Below are 14929 nucleotides of genomic sequence, written 5' to 3'. Positions count from 1 at the left end.
ACCCCAAGCACCAGATCAGGCGGGTTCCATTTCCGGGGAGGGCAGGCTGCCGGGGACATCCACTTCGGCCTCCCCCTGGGGAGCCACATCCCCCCTCTGGGAGAAGGAGGGACCTCCGTTGAGGAGTTCCTCCAGCTCCTCCGCCTCGATTACCTCCCTCTCCAGGAGGAGCCTCGCAACGCTCTCCAGCTTGGCCCTGTTGGTCTCCAGGATCTCCCGGGCCTTGTCGTAGCATTGATCAACGATGCGGCGCACCTCCTGGTCTATGGCGAAGGCCACCTCCTCGCTGTAGTTCCTGTCCTCCACGATGTCCTTCCCCAGGAACACCTCGTGTTGCTTCCTGCCCAATGTCACTGGCCCCAGCTTCTCGCTCATACCGAACTCGGTCACCATCTGCCTGGCCAGTTGGGTGGCCCTCTCCAGGTCGTTCTGGGCACCGGTGGTAACGTCCCCAAACACTATGGACTCCGCCACCCTTCCACCCAAGAGGACCGAAATGCGCTGCAACAGTTCCTCCTTGGATATGAGGAAGCGGTCCTCCTCGGGGAGCTGGAGGGTGTATCCAAGGGCCTTGTGCCCCCTTGGTATTATAGATATTTTGTGAACCGGGTCGCAGCCGGGGAGCATCTTTGCCACCAACGCATGTCCAGACTCGTGGTAAGCGATTATCTCCCTCTCCTTCTTGCTTATGACCCGGGACTTTCTCTCGGGACCCGCTATGACCCTATCTATGGCCTCCTCGAACTCCGCCATGGAGAGCACGTCCTTGCCCCTCCTTCCTGCCAGGAGCGCCGCCTCGTTGACTAAGTTAGCCAGATCCGCCCCCACAAACCCCGGGGTCCTCCGGGCTATAACGTCCAGGTTCACCGTGTCGTCAAGCCTCTTGTCCCTCACGTGGACCTTTAGGATCGCCAGCCTGCCGTTCACATCCGGACGATCCACCACTATGTGACGATCGAACCTGCCGGGCCTTAAAAGGGCCGGGTCCAGGATGTCGGGACGGTTGGTGGCGGCGATGAGGATTATGCCGCTTCCCGCCTCGAAGCCATCCATCTCCACCAAAAGCTGGTTCAGCGTCTGCTCCCTCTCGTCGTGTCCGCCCCCAAGGCCAGCCCCTCGGTGACGACCCACCGCGTCGATCTCGTCTATGAATATGATGCAGGGTTGGTATCGCCGGGCCTGTTCGAAGAGGTCCCGGACCCGGGCGGCTCCAACGCCCACAAACATCTCAACGAAATCGGATCCGCTTATGCTGAAAAAGGGCACGTCCGCCTCCCCCGCCACCGCCCGGGCAAGAAGGGTCTTGCCGGTGCCCGGGGCACCAAGCAACAACACCCCCCGGGGAACCTTGGCGCCAAGACGGGCAAACCGGCCGGGGTCCTTGAGGAACTCCACCACTTCCTTGAGCTCCTCCTTGGCCTCGTCGCAACCCGCCACGTCGGTGAAGGTCACCTTCGGCCGGTTATCCAGGAAGAGCTTGGCCTTGCTCTTGGCAAAGCTCATCACCTTACTACCCCCGCCCTGCATGTTGTACAGGATGAATATCCAAGCACCTATCAGTATCAAGGTGGGGAAAAGGGACGACATCAGGTTGGCCCACCAGGGGGTCCGCTGGGGGGGCATGACCTCCACCTCAACCCCCTTATCCGCCAGCCGCTGAGCTAGCTCCCCGTTGTTCAACGAGTAGGTCCTGAACTCCCGCCCGTCCTTCGCAACGCCCTTTATGCCCACCTCGTCTATGGTCACCTTCCTGACCAGACCGGCGTCCACCGCCTTCACGAAGTCGCTGTAGGGAACCACGTCGGGCTGCTTGGTCCCCCCGTTGGGGGAGAGAAACACGTTGACCAGGCTAACCACCAGGACGATCAGCACCAGGTACAACCCCAAGTTTTTGGCTATCTTACCCAAGTTATCTCAACGCTCCTCTTCTCGAATAGTTGTCACGCGTTCAAGCCCTTGACATCAAGCCCGGACGATCAATCCTGGACGGGTCTTACGGACCATATGCTGGGCAGGTGCCGCCATCGGCCCCCCGCGTCCAGCCCGTAACCCACCACGAATGCATCGGGGATGACGAACCCCCTGAAGTTTATGGGAACCTGAACCTTTCTTCTCTCGGGCTTATCGAGCAGGGCACAGACCGAGAGGCTGGCCGGCTCCCGGTGATTGAGCACCTGCAGTAGATACGAGAGGGTTAGCCCGCTGTCCACAATGTCCTCCACTATCAGCACGTCCTTGCCTCTTATGTCGGAGTCCAGATCCTTGACTATCCGGACCACCCCGCTGGACTCGGTGGACTTGCCGTAGGAGGAGACGGACATGAAATCGAAGGAGACGTCCACGTCCTTGTCCACCGCCCTGGCCAGGTCCGACAGGAACATCACCGCCCCCTTCAGGATCCCCACCATCACCAGAGACTTCCCGCGGTAAAGCTCGCTTATATCCCTGCCAATTACCGACACTCTATCCCTTATCTGATCCTCCCGAACCAGGATGGAATCTATCTCGTACCTCACAAGTATCACCCCTGGAAGTAGGCTTGAGGAACACCTTAGCTATGATAACACACCTTCCCGGAGGACAATGGGACTCAAGCCCCGGCGCGAAGGTGCCAAGCGAGGTTAGCGCCTTGGGGATAAGCCCCCGAAGGGGACCCGGCACCAGGGGAGCATCCTCCCCCGCAGATTCCAGGATGGCCCTGGGGCTGGACGGATCCAACATCAGAGGGAACCCCCGATGTCCCATAGTCACCAGGGACTGGGCATCGAAGGCCCCCATCTTGAAGGTCACGTCCCAATCCCCCCAGGGAACGAAGACCCGCTCGACCCGCCCGGATACCAGGGGGGCCAGGTCAACCTGCCAGCGATCCATCACCTCCAGGGGCTCCCGGAGGAAGGCCACCACGGCCCTGTCCCCGACCACCCACCAGCCCCCCTTCCAGGGACAACGGAACGGTCCCTTGTCTCGGATCTTCCGAACCATCTCCTGGATCCTGATCCGGTCCAGGCTGGGGAGTCCCAGCTCCTCCCCCTGGGCCCTCAAGGCCTCCAGCAGGTCGTCCCCACGGACCGCGGAGGCCCTTTTCCTGTCCCAGCAGACCGGGGCAGGATGGAGGCGCCTTTTAAGCCAAGGCAGGATGGCCCCCCTTCGCTCCTCCACCTGACGACGCCTAGCGGCGGACTCCAGGGAGAGGAAGAATAGCCTCTCGGAGAACCGGGGGTTGAAGGCCCTCTCCACCTGGGGAATCAGCTCGAGCCTGACCTGGTTTCTCCTGTAGTCACAGCAAAGGTTGGTCTCATCCTCCACCCAGGACACCGAGCTCTCCTCAAGATAACGCCGGAGCTCCCAACGCCTCATGGCTATCACGGGCCTCACCCAGGGGCCGCGGCGCTGGGGGATACCCGCGAGTCCCCAGAGGCCGGTACCTCTAAGCAGGTTAAGCATGACCGTCTCCGCCTGGTCGTCCACCGTGTGGGCGGTAGCGATGAAGCCCGCGCCCAAGCGAGATGCCAGGTCCTCAAGGAAGGCATGGCGAACCCGCCGGGCCGCCATCTCCATGGACTCCCCCTTTATCCTATCGGTGGGCACGTGGAACCTGCCCACATGGCACCGGATCCCCCAGGACTCCGCCAAGGCGGAGACGAAATCCGCATCCCTGCCGGAGGTCTCCCTTATACCGTGATCCACGTGCCCCCAAACCTGCTCCCCGGGCCAGAATCGCTTGAGGAGCAGCGCCAGGGCCACCGAGTCACCACCACCGGAGACGGCCACCACCATCTTGGGGGAGGTCCACCAACCCTGGGTCTTGCCCGCCCAGGTAAGCCTGTCCTTCAGAGGGGCGCTTAGGCCCTCCAGAAAGGGATTAAAGTCCAACGGGTCACCACTCCAAACCTATCCCCCAACCGGGGGATAAAAAAATACCCCCCTGCGTAAGGGGGGTTAACGATCTGGTGGCGGTGACTGGAATCGAACCAGTGACACTGCGGGTATGAACCGCATGCTCTAGCCAACTGAGCTACACCGCCGTTGGTTGCGGGGGCAGGATTTGAACCTGCGACCTTCGGGTTATGAGCCCGACGAGCTTCCGGACTGCTCCACCCCGCGATCAAAACTTAGCGAAGGCAAACCGTATATCGAAGCAACTGGTTGCGGGGGCAGGATTTGAACCTGCGACCTTCGGGTTATGAGCCCGACGAGCTTCCGGACTGCTCCACCCCGCGATGCCCCTCTTGGTGCCGAGAGCGGGACTCGAACCCGCACGGGCCCCAGGCCCCAGGGATTTTAAGTCCCATGCGTCTACCAGTTCCGCCATCCCGGCCAGCGAGGAACATTATAGCACTGCGCCTCAAGTAGTCAACCCCGGGCTCCCCTGGTTTGGTGGGTTCGAAAATTTCGCAAAAGCGGTAATGTGGCGCCCTTAGGCGTACTCCCCTATGAACTCCTCCACCGCCCTTCGGATCATGTCCCTAACCCTTCTGGTCTGCTCCAACCTCTCCTCCAGGGACCCCTCCGCTGCGGCTGGATCCGGGAAGGGCCAGTGAAGACGCCTAGACACCCCGGGATAGTCGGGGCATCGGCCCGCCACGGCGGCATCACACACCGCCACCACCACGTCAAACTCCATGCCCTTCTCCAAGAGATCCAGGGCGGACTTGGAATAGTGGGACGACATGTCTATCCCGACCTCCCGCATGACCTCCTGGACAAGGGGATGTACCCCCTCCCCCGCCTCGAGTCCAGCGCTCCAGGCATCAAACCTATCCCCGCCCAGGGCCCTAAGGAAGGCCTCCCCCATTTGGCTTCTAGCAGTGTTCCTCCCGCACAGGAACAGCACCCTTATCCTGTCCATTTAGATCCCTCCACATGAGCATCGGTAGACTCATCTAGGTTGGGCAATTTTATCAGATAGCAGAGGGAGGATAGGCGTCGGCGGGTTACAACCGGGATACGAAATTCAAGCCAGTAGGAAATAAAGAAAGGGCGAGTTGCACCCGCCCTGAATGTCTGGTGGACCGTACAGGAATCGAACCTGTAACCCCCTGATTAAGAGTCAGGTGCTCTGCCAGTTGAGCTAACGGTCCAAATCGAAACTGTATATATCTGTAACCTCTGGTGCGAGAGGGGGGACTCGAACCCCCACGCCATAGGCACGGGATCCTAAGTCCCGCGTGTCTACCAGTTCCACCACTCTCGCAACGAGACCTGAGATCTTGGTGGACCGTACAGGAATCGAACCTGTAACCCCCTGATTAAGAGTCAGGTGCTCTGCCAGTTGAGCTAACGGTCCATCAACGACTACCTCATGGCGCGCCCGGCAGGATTTGAACCCGCGACCAACAGATCCGAAGTCTGCCGCTCTATCCACTGAGCTACGGGCGCCAACTCAAGGTTCGGAAAACTGGGGTGAGCGAGGGGACTTGAACCCCCAACCCCTGGAGCCACAGTCCAGTGCTCTGACCGATTGAGCTACGCTCACCACGCCACCCTACTGGCGCGCCTGAGAGGACTCGAACCTCCAACCCACGGATTAGAAGTCCGTTGCTCTGTCCAATTGAGCTACAGGCGCATGCGAACCGAATTCGCTGGAGCGGGAAACGGGATTCGAACCCGCGACCTACGGCTTGGAAGGCCGTCGCTCTAGCCAACTGAGCTATTCCCGCATCCTATTTACCCTGGTCGGGGCGAAAGGATTCGAACCTTCGACCCCCTGCTCCCAAAGCAGGTGCGCTAGCCAAACTGCGCCACGCCCCGATATCATCTAACTGGTGGAGCTGGGGGGACTCGAACCCCCGACCTTTTCCGTGCGAAGGAAACGCGCTCCCTCTGCGCTACAGCCCCAAACCACGTGGAGCATTCTAATCATCCTTCCGCCGCTTGTCAAGCGCCAACATGGGGGTATAATATAAACTGATTTCAAACTAGCCAGCTCGGGAGGGCCTGACATGTGGACCACGGAACAGGGGATAGATCGCTTAAGGGAGGCGGGCTGTAAGATCACCAGCCAGAGGATAGCCATAGTGAGAGCCCTGGAGGGCCGCAAAGACCACCCCTCCGCGGAGACCATCTATGGTGAGGTCCTGAGGCTACACCCCTCCATGTCCATAGCCACCATATACGGCACCCTTAAGATGATGGCAAAGGTCAACCTCGTAAAGGTGCTATCCATCGACGACCGGAGGGTCTACTTCGATCCCAACACGAATAACCACGGTCACTACCTCTGCGAGAAATGCGGCCGACTGTTCGACCTGGACCACATAGACGCAAGCGACCTCAAGACCATCAGGCTCTCCCCCGACGACCATTCTTCGGTCCTCCGGTTCGAGCTGTTCGCCTACGGCATCTGCTCTTCCTGCCAAGCGGGGGAAAAACTAAAAGAAAGGTACCTGGGTTAAAATTTACTATACGTTCCTTTATTAGGCCTTTAACTGTTTTCCAATTGTAAGATCCTTAACCTCCCGTGCCTCTTCTGCTAAACTTATCTGGCGGTCCACCGGGGAAGAAAATAGGATCCGCAGAGGAGGTGGGCTTCCCCTGGACGATATCAAGACTGTAACTCTGGTTCTGCCCGAGACCCTCTCCAAGGTTAGGATCCTGCTGGAGTCCATGGCCTCCGGGGCGGGCTTCCAGGTGGCGTCCTTTGAGGACTTCGCATCCATGGTGGCCTCCATGGGGCCCCAGGCCCCCGTGGCCCTATTTCTGTCCCTTGAGGATGCCAAGCCGGACGAGATATCCAACGTCATCCAGGCCATCCGAAACGCCCAAGGGGGGGAACAGTCCAAGATCCTGGCGCTACACAACGACTGGGAGAAGATGAAGGTCCGGATGACCGCCAGGTCCGCCGGATGCACCGACGTGCTCCCCATGCCTCCCACCGAGGACCAGTTCAGACAGGCCCTTGGCATGCCTCCGCTCAGCGGCCCCGGCAAGGACGCTGCGCCTCAGCCATCACCGGTTCAGGGGGCGGCGGGAACGGATCCATCGGCCCAACAGGCCAAGACAGTGCTCGTGGTGGACGATGCGTCCATAATCCGGACTGGACTCAAGTACATCCTCACCGAGATGGGGATAAAGGTTTTGGAGGCGTCCAACGGTAACGAGGCATACAACATCTTCCTCTCCAGCCCACCGGACATGCTGATCACGGATCTAATAATGCCCGGCATGGACGGCTTCGCCCTAATGAGCCGCTTCAGGGGAAACCCTGCCACCTCGAAGCGACCCATAATCGTGGTATCCAGCTACGGAGACAAGCCAAGGCTAGTTAAGGCATTGCGGTCCGGGGCCAACGACTTCATCGTAAAGCCCTTCCGTCCCGAGGTGGTCAAGGACAAGGTGAGAAGACACCTTAAGCTGTCGTGACCTCCCGGAACCTACTACAACCTACCAAGCAAAGGAGGTCATGAGATGGGTTTGAAACACCTTCCAGCACCGACGGCGATCATCGTCGGGCTGCTCTCGTTTGTCTGCCTATCGTTCACCCCAGGCCCAGCCCTCGGATCGGAGGATGAGGTCCTATTCTCCATCAGGATCCCACTGGAGGTGGGCGACACGGTCACCGTGGCCAGCCCGGACGGCAAGATCAAGCAGGTGGGGCGGGTGGTGGCCCTGCCGGATCGGACTCGTTGGCCCTCCTACACCGCCACCAAGTGGGGCAGGCCCGGCACGGTGGCGGCCTCGGCGGTAAACGCCATACACCTTCTGGTGGGTCTGGAGAACGGCAAGGGCAGGACCATGAGCCTCACCCCCGCCAACACCATAGCCCCCGCCGCTGGCCCCGGGGCCAGCGTGGTGATTGACAGCCCCGCGGGGGAGGGAATCTTCGGTGCATGGGCCCCGGCGGTGGGCAATCCAGTCTTCGTTGTGAGGCCCGGGGGCGATATCGCCCCCTTGTCGAACGGCAACCTGCCTTCACCGGGGGACACCCTGGAAATAAGTGTCACCAGCAGCTCCATGCCGTACTTGGTGGAGATCGAGAACAGGCCCGGGGGCCGGGTCTTCGCCTACTACTCCTCCTACAGGACCGAGGTGATAGGTCGGGTTTTGAGACCCGTCCAAGGGGTGGGCCGGTTCGAAGGCACCCTGTTCCAGGAGGTGGGGAGGATAAGGGCCAACCACCCGGGGGTCATAGACGTTAGCACCTCCCCGGATGGGCAGATCGGCGGTTTTCAGATCGTCCCCTGGGAGCACTCCAGGTCACCGGAGATGCTCAACCTTTGGAACATGACCCAATGGATGGTGATAGCCCCCGAGGACGGTGAGTCCCCCCTGGGGGGCACCCCTCCCCTCTTCCAGGGGGGGCTGGTCCCGGGACCCGCATCATCCGAAAGCCTCTGGGATATATGGTCCACCTACGGCAGAAGGCCCCTGGTGATGTGCCGCCTTAACGGGGGCCCCTGGGTGAGGTTGCCGGTTGCAACCGGCAGGGATGACCTGGCCCTCAAGGACCTGACTCACATCAGGATATACTTCCCGACCCACCAGGAACCCCTGTCCAACTGAGAGGGGGGCCGTACATCGGCCCCCCTCTATCTCAACCAGCTTCCCCTCTACTCCACTGTGACGCTCTTGGCCAGGTTCCTGGGCTGATCTATCTCGCAACCCCTCAACTGGGCCACGTGGTAAGCAAACTGCTGCAGGGGGATCACCGAGATGAAGGGTGAGAAGCACTCCTCACATCTGGGTATCCGGATCACCCAATCCGCCATCTGATCTATCAGATCGTCCCCATCGGAGGCCACCGCCACTATGGGAGACTTCCTAGCCCTGGCCTCCTGCACGTTAGAAAGGGTCTTCTCGTAGAGCCCGTCCTTGGGGATCACCACCATAACCGGAACGTTTGGCTCCAACAGCGCTATGGGACCGTGCTTCATCTCCCCCGCCGCATAGGCCTCCGCGTGGACGTAGGATATCTCCTTGAGCTTCAGGGCCCCCTCAAGGGCGATCGGATAGGAGAAGCCCCTACCCAGGAAAAGGAAGTCGTCGTAACCGCAGAACCTCTCCGCCGCCGCCTTGACATCCCCATCCCTCTCAAGGACCCTCTCCACCTCATAGGGTAGCTTTAGCAACCCGTAGGCCAGCCTGCTGGCCTCAACTGGATTCAGGTCCCCCCTCTCCCAGCCCAACTTCAGGGCCAGGAGGTACAGGGCCCCCAGCTGCCCCATGAAGGTCTTGGTGGCCGCCACCCCTATCTCCGGCCCCGCCTTGAGGAGCAGGAGATCGTGGACCTCCCTGGCAAGGGTGGACCCCCTTACGTTCGTTATCCCCAGGCACCTTCCACCCAAGGACCTCACCTTCCGCTGGGCCGCCAGGGTGTCCGCCGTCTCCCCCGACTGGGATACGAACACCGCCAGCGTGTCGGCACCTATCTTGACGTCCCGGTACCGGTACTCGGAGGCTATGTCCACCTTAACGTCCAACGAAGTCCACCGCTCCAGGACCCGCTCAGCCACCAGGCAGGCATAGTAGGAGGTCCCACAGGCAACCAGATTGATCCGCCTCAGGGAGCGAAGGAAATCCCCATCCCAGTGAACGTCATCCCCCAGATCCACCCCCGACTCGGATAGCCTGCCCTTCAGGGTGCTCCTGAGCACCGTGCCCTGCTCGTGGATCTCCTTGGCCATGTAGTGGGGGTACCCGTCCTTCTCCGCCATGGATACGTCCCAATCAATCCTATGGACGGGCCTCTCCACCGGCCGCCCGTCCTTATCCCATATCCTAACCGATCCGGGGCGGACCTCCGCGATATCTCCCTCCTCCAGATATATCACGTCCTTGGTGTAAGGAAGCAACGGAGGCACGTCGGAGGCACAGAACCCCTCCCCCTCCGTAAGCCCGAGGACCAGGGGGGAGCCCTTCCTGACGCAGTAGAACCCGCCGGGGTCATCCTTAGAGAGGATCACCAGCGCGTAGGAGCCCTCGAGACGCCTTCCCAGCTCGGTCAGGGATCTCAGCATGTCCCCGTCGTATATCTGGGACAGGAGCTTCACCACCACCTCGGAGTCCGTCTGGGAATAGAAGGACACCCCCCGGGACTCGAGCTGGTCCCTTATGTCCAGGTAGTTCTCCACTATCCCGTTGTGAACCAGGACGAACCTGCCGTCCTGATCCCGGTGGGGATGGGCGTTCTCACCGGTTACGCCGCCATGGGTGGCCCATCGGGTGTGCCCAACCCCAAGGGTGCCATCCAGGTTGATCCCCTCCACCCGGGACGCCAGGTCCGATACCTTGCCAACCACCTTCTCCACCCTTATGGAGAAGCCATCGTGAACCGCCATGCCCGCCGAGTCGTATCCCCTGTACTCCAACCGACGAAGCCCCTCCAAGATCACACCAACAACTTTGCGGGGCCCCACGTAACCGACCACGCCACACATGCAGTCGTTCTCCTTTCTCAACCACAAGAAACCATCGGGACTTCGCCGCCCTTTGTGCCGGGAATCGCTCCCCGGTTTTGTGGCGGCGATTGAGGGCCCATCCCGGGACCCCGGGGTATCCGCCGAAGGATCGATCAACCCCGACCTCGTCATCCCCGCAAGGGGATCAGGCGCTTAACCAAGGCCGCCAGCTGGTATATCAGATACACCCTCCTATGAAAGCCCTTAAATCACCCCCTCCGATCGGAGGACATCCATCACTATCTCCCGCAACCCCCGATCCCTCAGGGCCATGGTGACCGTGGCCTTGAGCCACCCCTCCTTGGTACCGCAGTCAAGTCGCTCTCCCTGATAGATGTACCCATAGATGGGCTCCTCCGAGAGGAGCGATTTCAGACCGTCGGTCAGCTGTATCTCTCCGCCGGAACCGGGTAAGACCCGCTCCAAGTGATCGAAGATCCGGCTGGACAGCACGTACCGTCCCATTATGGCCAACCTGCTGGGGGCATCCTTGGGATCCGGCTTCTCCACCAGGTCCCTTATCCTGAAAACCCCTCCCCCCAGGTCCTCCGCGTCAACGATGCCGTACCTGGAGGTGTCCTCCTCCGAAACCTCCTCAAGGGCAAGCACGGAGCCGCCGAACCGGAGCCTGACCTGGTCCAGCTGAGCCAGGACTGGGACATGGGAGAGGATCACGTCGTCGGGAAGTATGACGCCGAAGTGATCCCCGTTGCAACAGGTCCTTCCGCAGAGCACCGCGTGACCTAGCCCCAGGGGCTCCGACTGCCTGACATAGGAGAACCGGGCCATCTCGCTTATGCCCCTAACCATCTCCGCCAGGTCCAACTTTCCCCTGGTCTCAAGGAGCCCCTCCAGGTCCGGGGACCTGTCGAAGTAGTCCTCGATGGACCGCTTGCCCCTGCCGGTCACGAACACCACGTCCCTGCACCCGGCGCCACACGCCTCCTCCACCCCGTAGTGGATCAGGGGTCGATCTATAAGAGGCAGCATCTCCTTGGGGGTCTCCTTGGTGGCGGGAAGGAACCGGGTACCTAGACCAGCAACCGGGAAAAGGCAGTGCCTCAACGGAGCGCTAGAACATCCCATCACCTGAAACCTCCTCCTCGATCATCGGTGGGCGGAGACGTGGAACCTATCCAACACTCCCATGAAGACCTGGGAGGAGGACTCCAGGAGGGCCTCATCCCTGGCCTCCAACAGGATCCTCACCAGTGGCTCGGTGCCCGAGGGCCTCACGAACACCCGGCCCAAGGAGCCGAGGATCTCCTCCGCGGAGCTCACCGCGGTCCTGAGCAAGGGGGAATCCAGCACCTCCCCCTTGTCCCTTACCCTCATGTTTATCAGCCTCTGGGGATAGGGTTTGAACCTATCGCAGAGGGAGTCCAGGTCCTCCCCCATCTCCACGCAGGCCCGGAGGAACAGGAGGGCGGTGCAGAGCCCGTCCCCGGTTACCACCCAGGGGGACACGATCACGTGCCCCGACTGCTCACCACCCAACATGGCCCCCTCCCTCGTCATGGTCTCCAGGACGTACCTGTCACCCACGGGGCAACGGAAGAGAGCTATCCCCTCCTGACGCAGCTTCTCATCCAGGACCATGTTGCTCATCACGGTGGCCACCACACCGGATCCCAACTGTCCCCGGGCCCGAAGCCAGCGGGCCAGCACCCATAGCATCAGATCCCCGTCTATAACCCTGCCCTTGGAGTCGCAGAGGAGGGTCCTGTCCGCGTCCCCGTCAAAGGCCACGCCGAACCGGGCCTTCCTTTCCCGAACGAGGCGGGAGAGGTTCTCCATGTGCATGACCCCGCATCCGTCGTTTATGTTGTTCCCATCCGGGGCGTTGCCGGTGAAGGTCACGTCCCAACCGTCGAACACCCTGGAGGCCACCCGGCAGATGGCCCCGTTGGCGCAATCGATGACCCCCCTACCTAGCGGCTTCGCCTCGCCTGAACAGGAGACCAACCACTTGGCGTAGCCCTCCACCAGGGTGACGTCCTCCCGGTAGGATCCCATGCCAACCCCCACTGGCCTGTCCTCAAGATCCCCCTCCAGGTACGACTCTATGGCGGCCTCTTGCTCATCCGGCAACTTCCTGCCGTCGGTGCCGAAGAACTTAATGCCGTTGTACTCTGCCGGGTTGTGGGACGCGCTGACCACCGCCCCACCGTCCCCCATCCCCTGCGTCAGGGCGAAGCTCACCCCCGGGGTGGGCATCACCCCCAAGGAGATCACCGAAGCCCCCATGGACGCGACCCCCGCTGAGAGGGCCAGCTCTAGCATCTGCCCCGATATCCGGGTGTCCCTCCCCACCACCACCCTGGGGCTACTTACTCCGTTGTCCTTGAGGAACCTGACGTAGGCCATCCCAAGGCGCATGGCCATCTCGGGGGTCATGGCCCCCCGGTTGGCCACGTCTCTGACACCGTCGGTACCGAAGTAACGTCTCTCGGACAATTCAATCACTCCTAAAAACCTATCTCTTCTCCACCAGTTGGACCATCTGGGGGTCCACGGAGGAGAGTGATATGGAATCCCTCTTCACCTTCACCAGCACCGGCAGAGATATGCGGCTGGCCACCACGTTGCTGGCGTCCACGTAGGCCTCCACCAGGTCGGAGGGTAGACCATCCAGAGTCGACTGATCCGCGTTCCCCACGTCCAAGGTCACATCCACCACTTCGGGGTGGACCGACCAGGACCTACCGGGTTCAGCCCCCCTTATACTAACCGGGACCCCCTTCAGGACCTTCTTGGAGGACCTCTTGCTGAACCGGACCTGAACCTGGACCAAGCCGGTCCCCAGGACCGACACCCCCTCCACCTGGGGATCCACCGGCACCCAAGATGAGAAGTCGCCGGTGGCGCCGTCCACGTTCACCGGTGGCAACGAGATCTCCCCCACCTTGGCCAACGCCTCCTCGGGCCCGGCTAAGAGGACCGACTCGGGCTGGACCTTTACGGACTCCACCGAAAGCCCCCAATCAGGTATCCCTTCCACCGATGCCTTGACGGGCACTCGACGAACCATTTTATCAGAGCTGGCCATTAGGTCCAAAGTGACCTCCCGGGGGGATACCTCAAGATCCCGCTCAGGCTTCATTCCCTCCTTGAAAATGAGCTCCACCGGGAATACCCGCCTACCAGATGCGAAATCCTCGTAGGGTACCACCACCCGGGCGAAGTCCACCGCGGATAGCTCCTCATCGGTGCCGGTGACCGACACCCGTTTGGGGTTCACCGAAGCGGTAGATAGGTTTAAACCGTTCGGGAAGTCCCTGCCGAAGTCTATCCTCACCGGAAGGCTCCTGGACGATCTCTTCAATATCCGAACTACCACGAACTGGGGACGGAAGGACACGCTGTCCACCCCCTTGGGCAGATCGATCCTGGGGGTGAGTTGGTAGCTCCCCTGAGGAAGGCCGGAGACGTCGATGACACAGTCCAGGGCCCCCGAGTCCAGTTGGGAAAGAACCGTCATGTCGCCGAAGAGACGGGCCTCAATGGCGGTAGCGCTGGGGCTCACCACAAGGGCCTCCCCTGCCCCCACCACCCTAATGGGCAGGTTCATGGTCCTATACCCCTTTGAGCTGTGATCCCAGGATACGAAGAACCACACCGCCACGGCGATTATCAGTGATAGGATCTGAATCGACAGCCGGGAGTAAAACCACTGTTTTGCCCTTCCAGTTTTAATCTTCATCCTCCACCACCAGGTCCTCGTCATTTAGGCTCTGCCGGAAGCGATCGAAGAAGGACTTGGGTTCCTCCTTGCCGCGGAAGTAGTGTATGAGGAGCTTCCTCAACTGATCCTCCTTGAGGGGCTTGGATAGCCTACCGCTGACCGCCAAGGATACCTCCCCACGCTCCTCGGAGACCACTATGGCTATGGCGTCCGATATCTCCGTGACGCCCAGGGCCGCCCGGTGTCGGGTCCCGTACCAGCGGGACAGGTCGCTCTTCTCCGTCAACGGAAGGTAGCAGGAGGCGGCTATGACCGTTCCCCGGTCCAAAATCACCGCCCCATCGTGGAGCGGGTTCCCGGGCCAGAAGAGGGACACCAACAGCTCCTGGGAGGGTTGGGCCTTTATGGGAACCGCGGACCTCCATATCTCCTTGAGTCCCGTCTCCCGCTGAAGGACCAGCAGGGCCCCTATCCTCTCGCTGGCCAGGTAGAGGATGGCCCTCAACACTTCCTCCGCCAGGGCCTCCAGCCGCTCCTGCCCCTTCCTCATCTTCCACAGATGTCCCCTGCCAAGCTCCTCCAGGACCCGACGGAGCTCCGGCTGGAAAAGGATCGGTATGGCTATCAACATGGCCTGAAAGAGCCTGGAGAGCAACCACGTGAGGGCCTTGAGCTCCAACAGGTTCGCCATGGCGGCGGTCAACCCAAGGACCATCAGCCCCTTCAGCAACTGCACCGCCCTGGTTCCCACCACCAGGATCAGTAGCTTGTAAACTATGAAGGCGATTATGAAGATGTCCAGTACGTCTTGCCACCTGAGCTTTGGTATGAACAAACCAGCCTACCT

At 61.0% G+C, this 14929-nt stretch carries 12 protein-coding genes and 13 tRNA genes; 3 read left to right on the top strand and 22 right to left on the bottom strand.

Annotation, left to right across the window (positions count from 1 at the left end; all coding sequences use genetic code 11):
- Window positions 1-15 precede the first annotated feature (15 nt).
- The 17 genes from ftsH to TACI_RS04270 all read right to left on the bottom strand — a co-directional run bounded on the left by ftsH (window position 16) and on the right by TACI_RS04270 (window position 5838).
- Window positions 16-1908: an ATP-dependent zinc metalloprotease FtsH gene (gene ftsH / locus TACI_RS04350; protein ID WP_012869596.1), complete on the bottom strand. Its 1893-nt coding sequence runs from the start codon at window positions 1906-1908 to the stop codon at window positions 16-18.
- A 68-nt stretch (window positions 1909-1976) separates the two neighbouring features.
- Entirely contained in the window at window positions 1977-2516 is a 540-nt protein-coding gene (gene hpt / locus TACI_RS04345; RefSeq protein WP_012869595.1) for a hypoxanthine phosphoribosyltransferase, read from the bottom strand.
- On the bottom strand, window positions 2464-3873 hold the full coding sequence (gene tilS, locus TACI_RS04340) for a tRNA lysidine(34) synthetase TilS (RefSeq protein ID WP_012869594.1): 1410 nt from the start codon (window positions 3871-3873) through the stop codon (window positions 2464-2466). Before tilS ends, hpt begins: the two co-directional genes overlap by 53 nt.
- Before the next feature lie 75 nt (window positions 3874-3948).
- Window positions 3949-4025 (bottom strand) — tRNA-Met (locus TACI_RS04335).
- Window positions 4026-4027: 2 nt separating this feature from the next.
- A tRNA-Met gene (locus tag TACI_RS04330) sits at window positions 4028-4104 on the bottom strand.
- Between the two features lie 39 nt (window positions 4105-4143).
- A tRNA-Met gene (locus TACI_RS04325) sits at window positions 4144-4220 on the bottom strand.
- 10 nt (window positions 4221-4230) lie between these two features.
- A tRNA-Leu gene (locus tag TACI_RS04320) sits at window positions 4231-4318 on the bottom strand.
- 99 nt (window positions 4319-4417) lie between these two features.
- Entirely contained in the window at window positions 4418-4849 is a 432-nt protein-coding gene (locus TACI_RS04315) for an arsenate reductase ArsC (protein ID WP_012869593.1), read from the bottom strand.
- A gap of 156 nt (window positions 4850-5005) precedes the next feature.
- Window positions 5006-5081 (bottom strand) — tRNA-Lys (locus TACI_RS04310).
- 29 nt (window positions 5082-5110) lie between these two features.
- Window positions 5111-5194: transfer RNA gene (locus tag TACI_RS04305), tRNA-Leu, on the bottom strand.
- 17 nt (window positions 5195-5211) lie between these two features.
- Window positions 5212-5287 (bottom strand) — tRNA-Lys (locus tag TACI_RS04300).
- A 16-nt stretch (window positions 5288-5303) separates the two neighbouring features.
- Window positions 5304-5379, bottom strand: a tRNA-Arg gene (locus tag TACI_RS04295).
- 20 nt (window positions 5380-5399) lie between these two features.
- Window positions 5400-5476: transfer RNA gene (locus TACI_RS04290), tRNA-His, on the bottom strand.
- 13 nt (window positions 5477-5489) lie between these two features.
- Window positions 5490-5566, bottom strand: a tRNA-Arg gene (locus TACI_RS04285).
- 17 nt (window positions 5567-5583) lie between these two features.
- A tRNA-Gly gene (locus TACI_RS04280) sits at window positions 5584-5660 on the bottom strand.
- Between the two features lie 13 nt (window positions 5661-5673).
- Window positions 5674-5751, bottom strand: a tRNA-Pro gene (locus TACI_RS04275).
- A gap of 12 nt (window positions 5752-5763) precedes the next feature.
- A tRNA-Ala gene (locus TACI_RS04270) sits at window positions 5764-5838 on the bottom strand.
- Window positions 5839-5942: 104 nt separating this feature from the next.
- Between TACI_RS04270 and TACI_RS04265 the strand changes: the two genes are divergently transcribed.
- The 3 genes from TACI_RS04265 (at window position 5943) to TACI_RS04255 (ending at window position 8502) form a co-directional block, all read left to right on the top strand.
- Entirely contained in the window at window positions 5943-6395 is a 453-nt protein-coding gene (locus TACI_RS04265; RefSeq protein WP_012869592.1) for a Fur family transcriptional regulator, read from the top strand.
- Window positions 6396-6606: 211 nt separating this feature from the next.
- Window positions 6607-7362 carry a response regulator gene (locus TACI_RS04260; RefSeq protein ID WP_012869591.1) on the top strand — a complete coding sequence of 252 codons (756 nt, stop codon included), beginning with the start codon at window positions 6607-6609 and terminating at the stop codon, window positions 7360-7362.
- A gap of 45 nt (window positions 7363-7407) precedes the next feature.
- A complete protein-coding gene (locus TACI_RS04255; protein ID WP_012869590.1) occupies window positions 7408-8502 on the top strand; it encodes a hypothetical protein in 1095 nt (364 codons plus the stop codon).
- Window positions 8503-8549: 47 nt separating this feature from the next.
- Here TACI_RS04255 and glmS read toward each other — a convergent pair whose 3' ends face one another.
- From glmS to cdaA, 5 genes are all read right to left on the bottom strand, one after another.
- Entirely contained in the window at window positions 8550-10376 is a 1827-nt protein-coding gene (gene glmS, locus TACI_RS04250) for a glutamine--fructose-6-phosphate transaminase (isomerizing) (RefSeq protein WP_012869589.1), read from the bottom strand.
- A gap of 225 nt (window positions 10377-10601) precedes the next feature.
- A complete protein-coding gene (gene galU / locus TACI_RS04245; RefSeq protein ID WP_012869588.1) occupies window positions 10602-11483 on the bottom strand; it encodes a UTP--glucose-1-phosphate uridylyltransferase GalU in 882 nt (293 codons plus the stop codon).
- A 21-nt stretch (window positions 11484-11504) separates the two neighbouring features.
- Entirely contained in the window at window positions 11505-12863 is a 1359-nt protein-coding gene (glmM, locus tag TACI_RS04240) for a phosphoglucosamine mutase (protein ID WP_164925144.1), read from the bottom strand.
- Window positions 12864-12873: 10 nt separating this feature from the next.
- Entirely contained in the window at window positions 12874-14100 is a 1227-nt protein-coding gene (locus TACI_RS04235) for a CdaR family protein (protein WP_012869586.1), read from the bottom strand.
- Window positions 14090-14917, bottom strand: a complete 828-nt coding sequence (cdaA, locus tag TACI_RS04230) for a diadenylate cyclase CdaA (RefSeq protein WP_012869585.1) — start codon at window positions 14915-14917, stop codon at window positions 14090-14092. Before cdaA ends, TACI_RS04235 begins: the two co-directional genes overlap by 11 nt.
- Between the last annotated feature and the right edge of the window lie 12 nt (window positions 14918-14929).

The sequence above is a fragment of the Thermanaerovibrio acidaminovorans DSM 6589 genome (assembly GCF_000024905.1).
GTDB lineage: Bacteria > Synergistota > Synergistia > Synergistales > Synergistaceae > Thermanaerovibrio > Thermanaerovibrio acidaminovorans.
This window is presented reverse-complemented; position numbering and strand designations above follow the sequence as displayed.

What these genes read in the sequence shown, in the direction of transcription:
- TACI_RS04265 (WP_012869592.1), top strand. Translation starts at nt 5,943, where the DNA reads ATGTGGACCACGGAACAGGGGATAGATCGCTTAAGGGAGGCGGGCTGT.
- TACI_RS04315 (WP_012869593.1), bottom strand. Translation starts at nt 4,849, where the DNA reads ATGGACAGGATAAGGGTGCTGTTCCTGTGCGGGAGGAACACTGCTAGA.
- glmS (WP_012869589.1), bottom strand. Translation starts at nt 10,376, where the DNA reads ATGTGTGGCGTGGTCGGTTACGTGGGGCCCCGCAAAGTTGTTGGTGTG.
- TACI_RS04255 (WP_012869590.1), top strand. Translation starts at nt 7,408, where the DNA reads ATGGGTTTGAAACACCTTCCAGCACCGACGGCGATCATCGTCGGGCTG.
- TACI_RS04260 (WP_012869591.1), top strand. Translation starts at nt 6,607, where the DNA reads ATGGCCTCCGGGGCGGGCTTCCAGGTGGCGTCCTTTGAGGACTTCGCA.
- TACI_RS04235 (WP_012869586.1), bottom strand. Translation starts at nt 14,100, where the DNA reads ATGAAGATTAAAACTGGAAGGGCAAAACAGTGGTTTTACTCCCGGCTG.
- galU (WP_012869588.1), bottom strand. Translation starts at nt 11,483, where the DNA reads ATGGGATGTTCTAGCGCTCCGTTGAGGCACTGCCTTTTCCCGGTTGCT.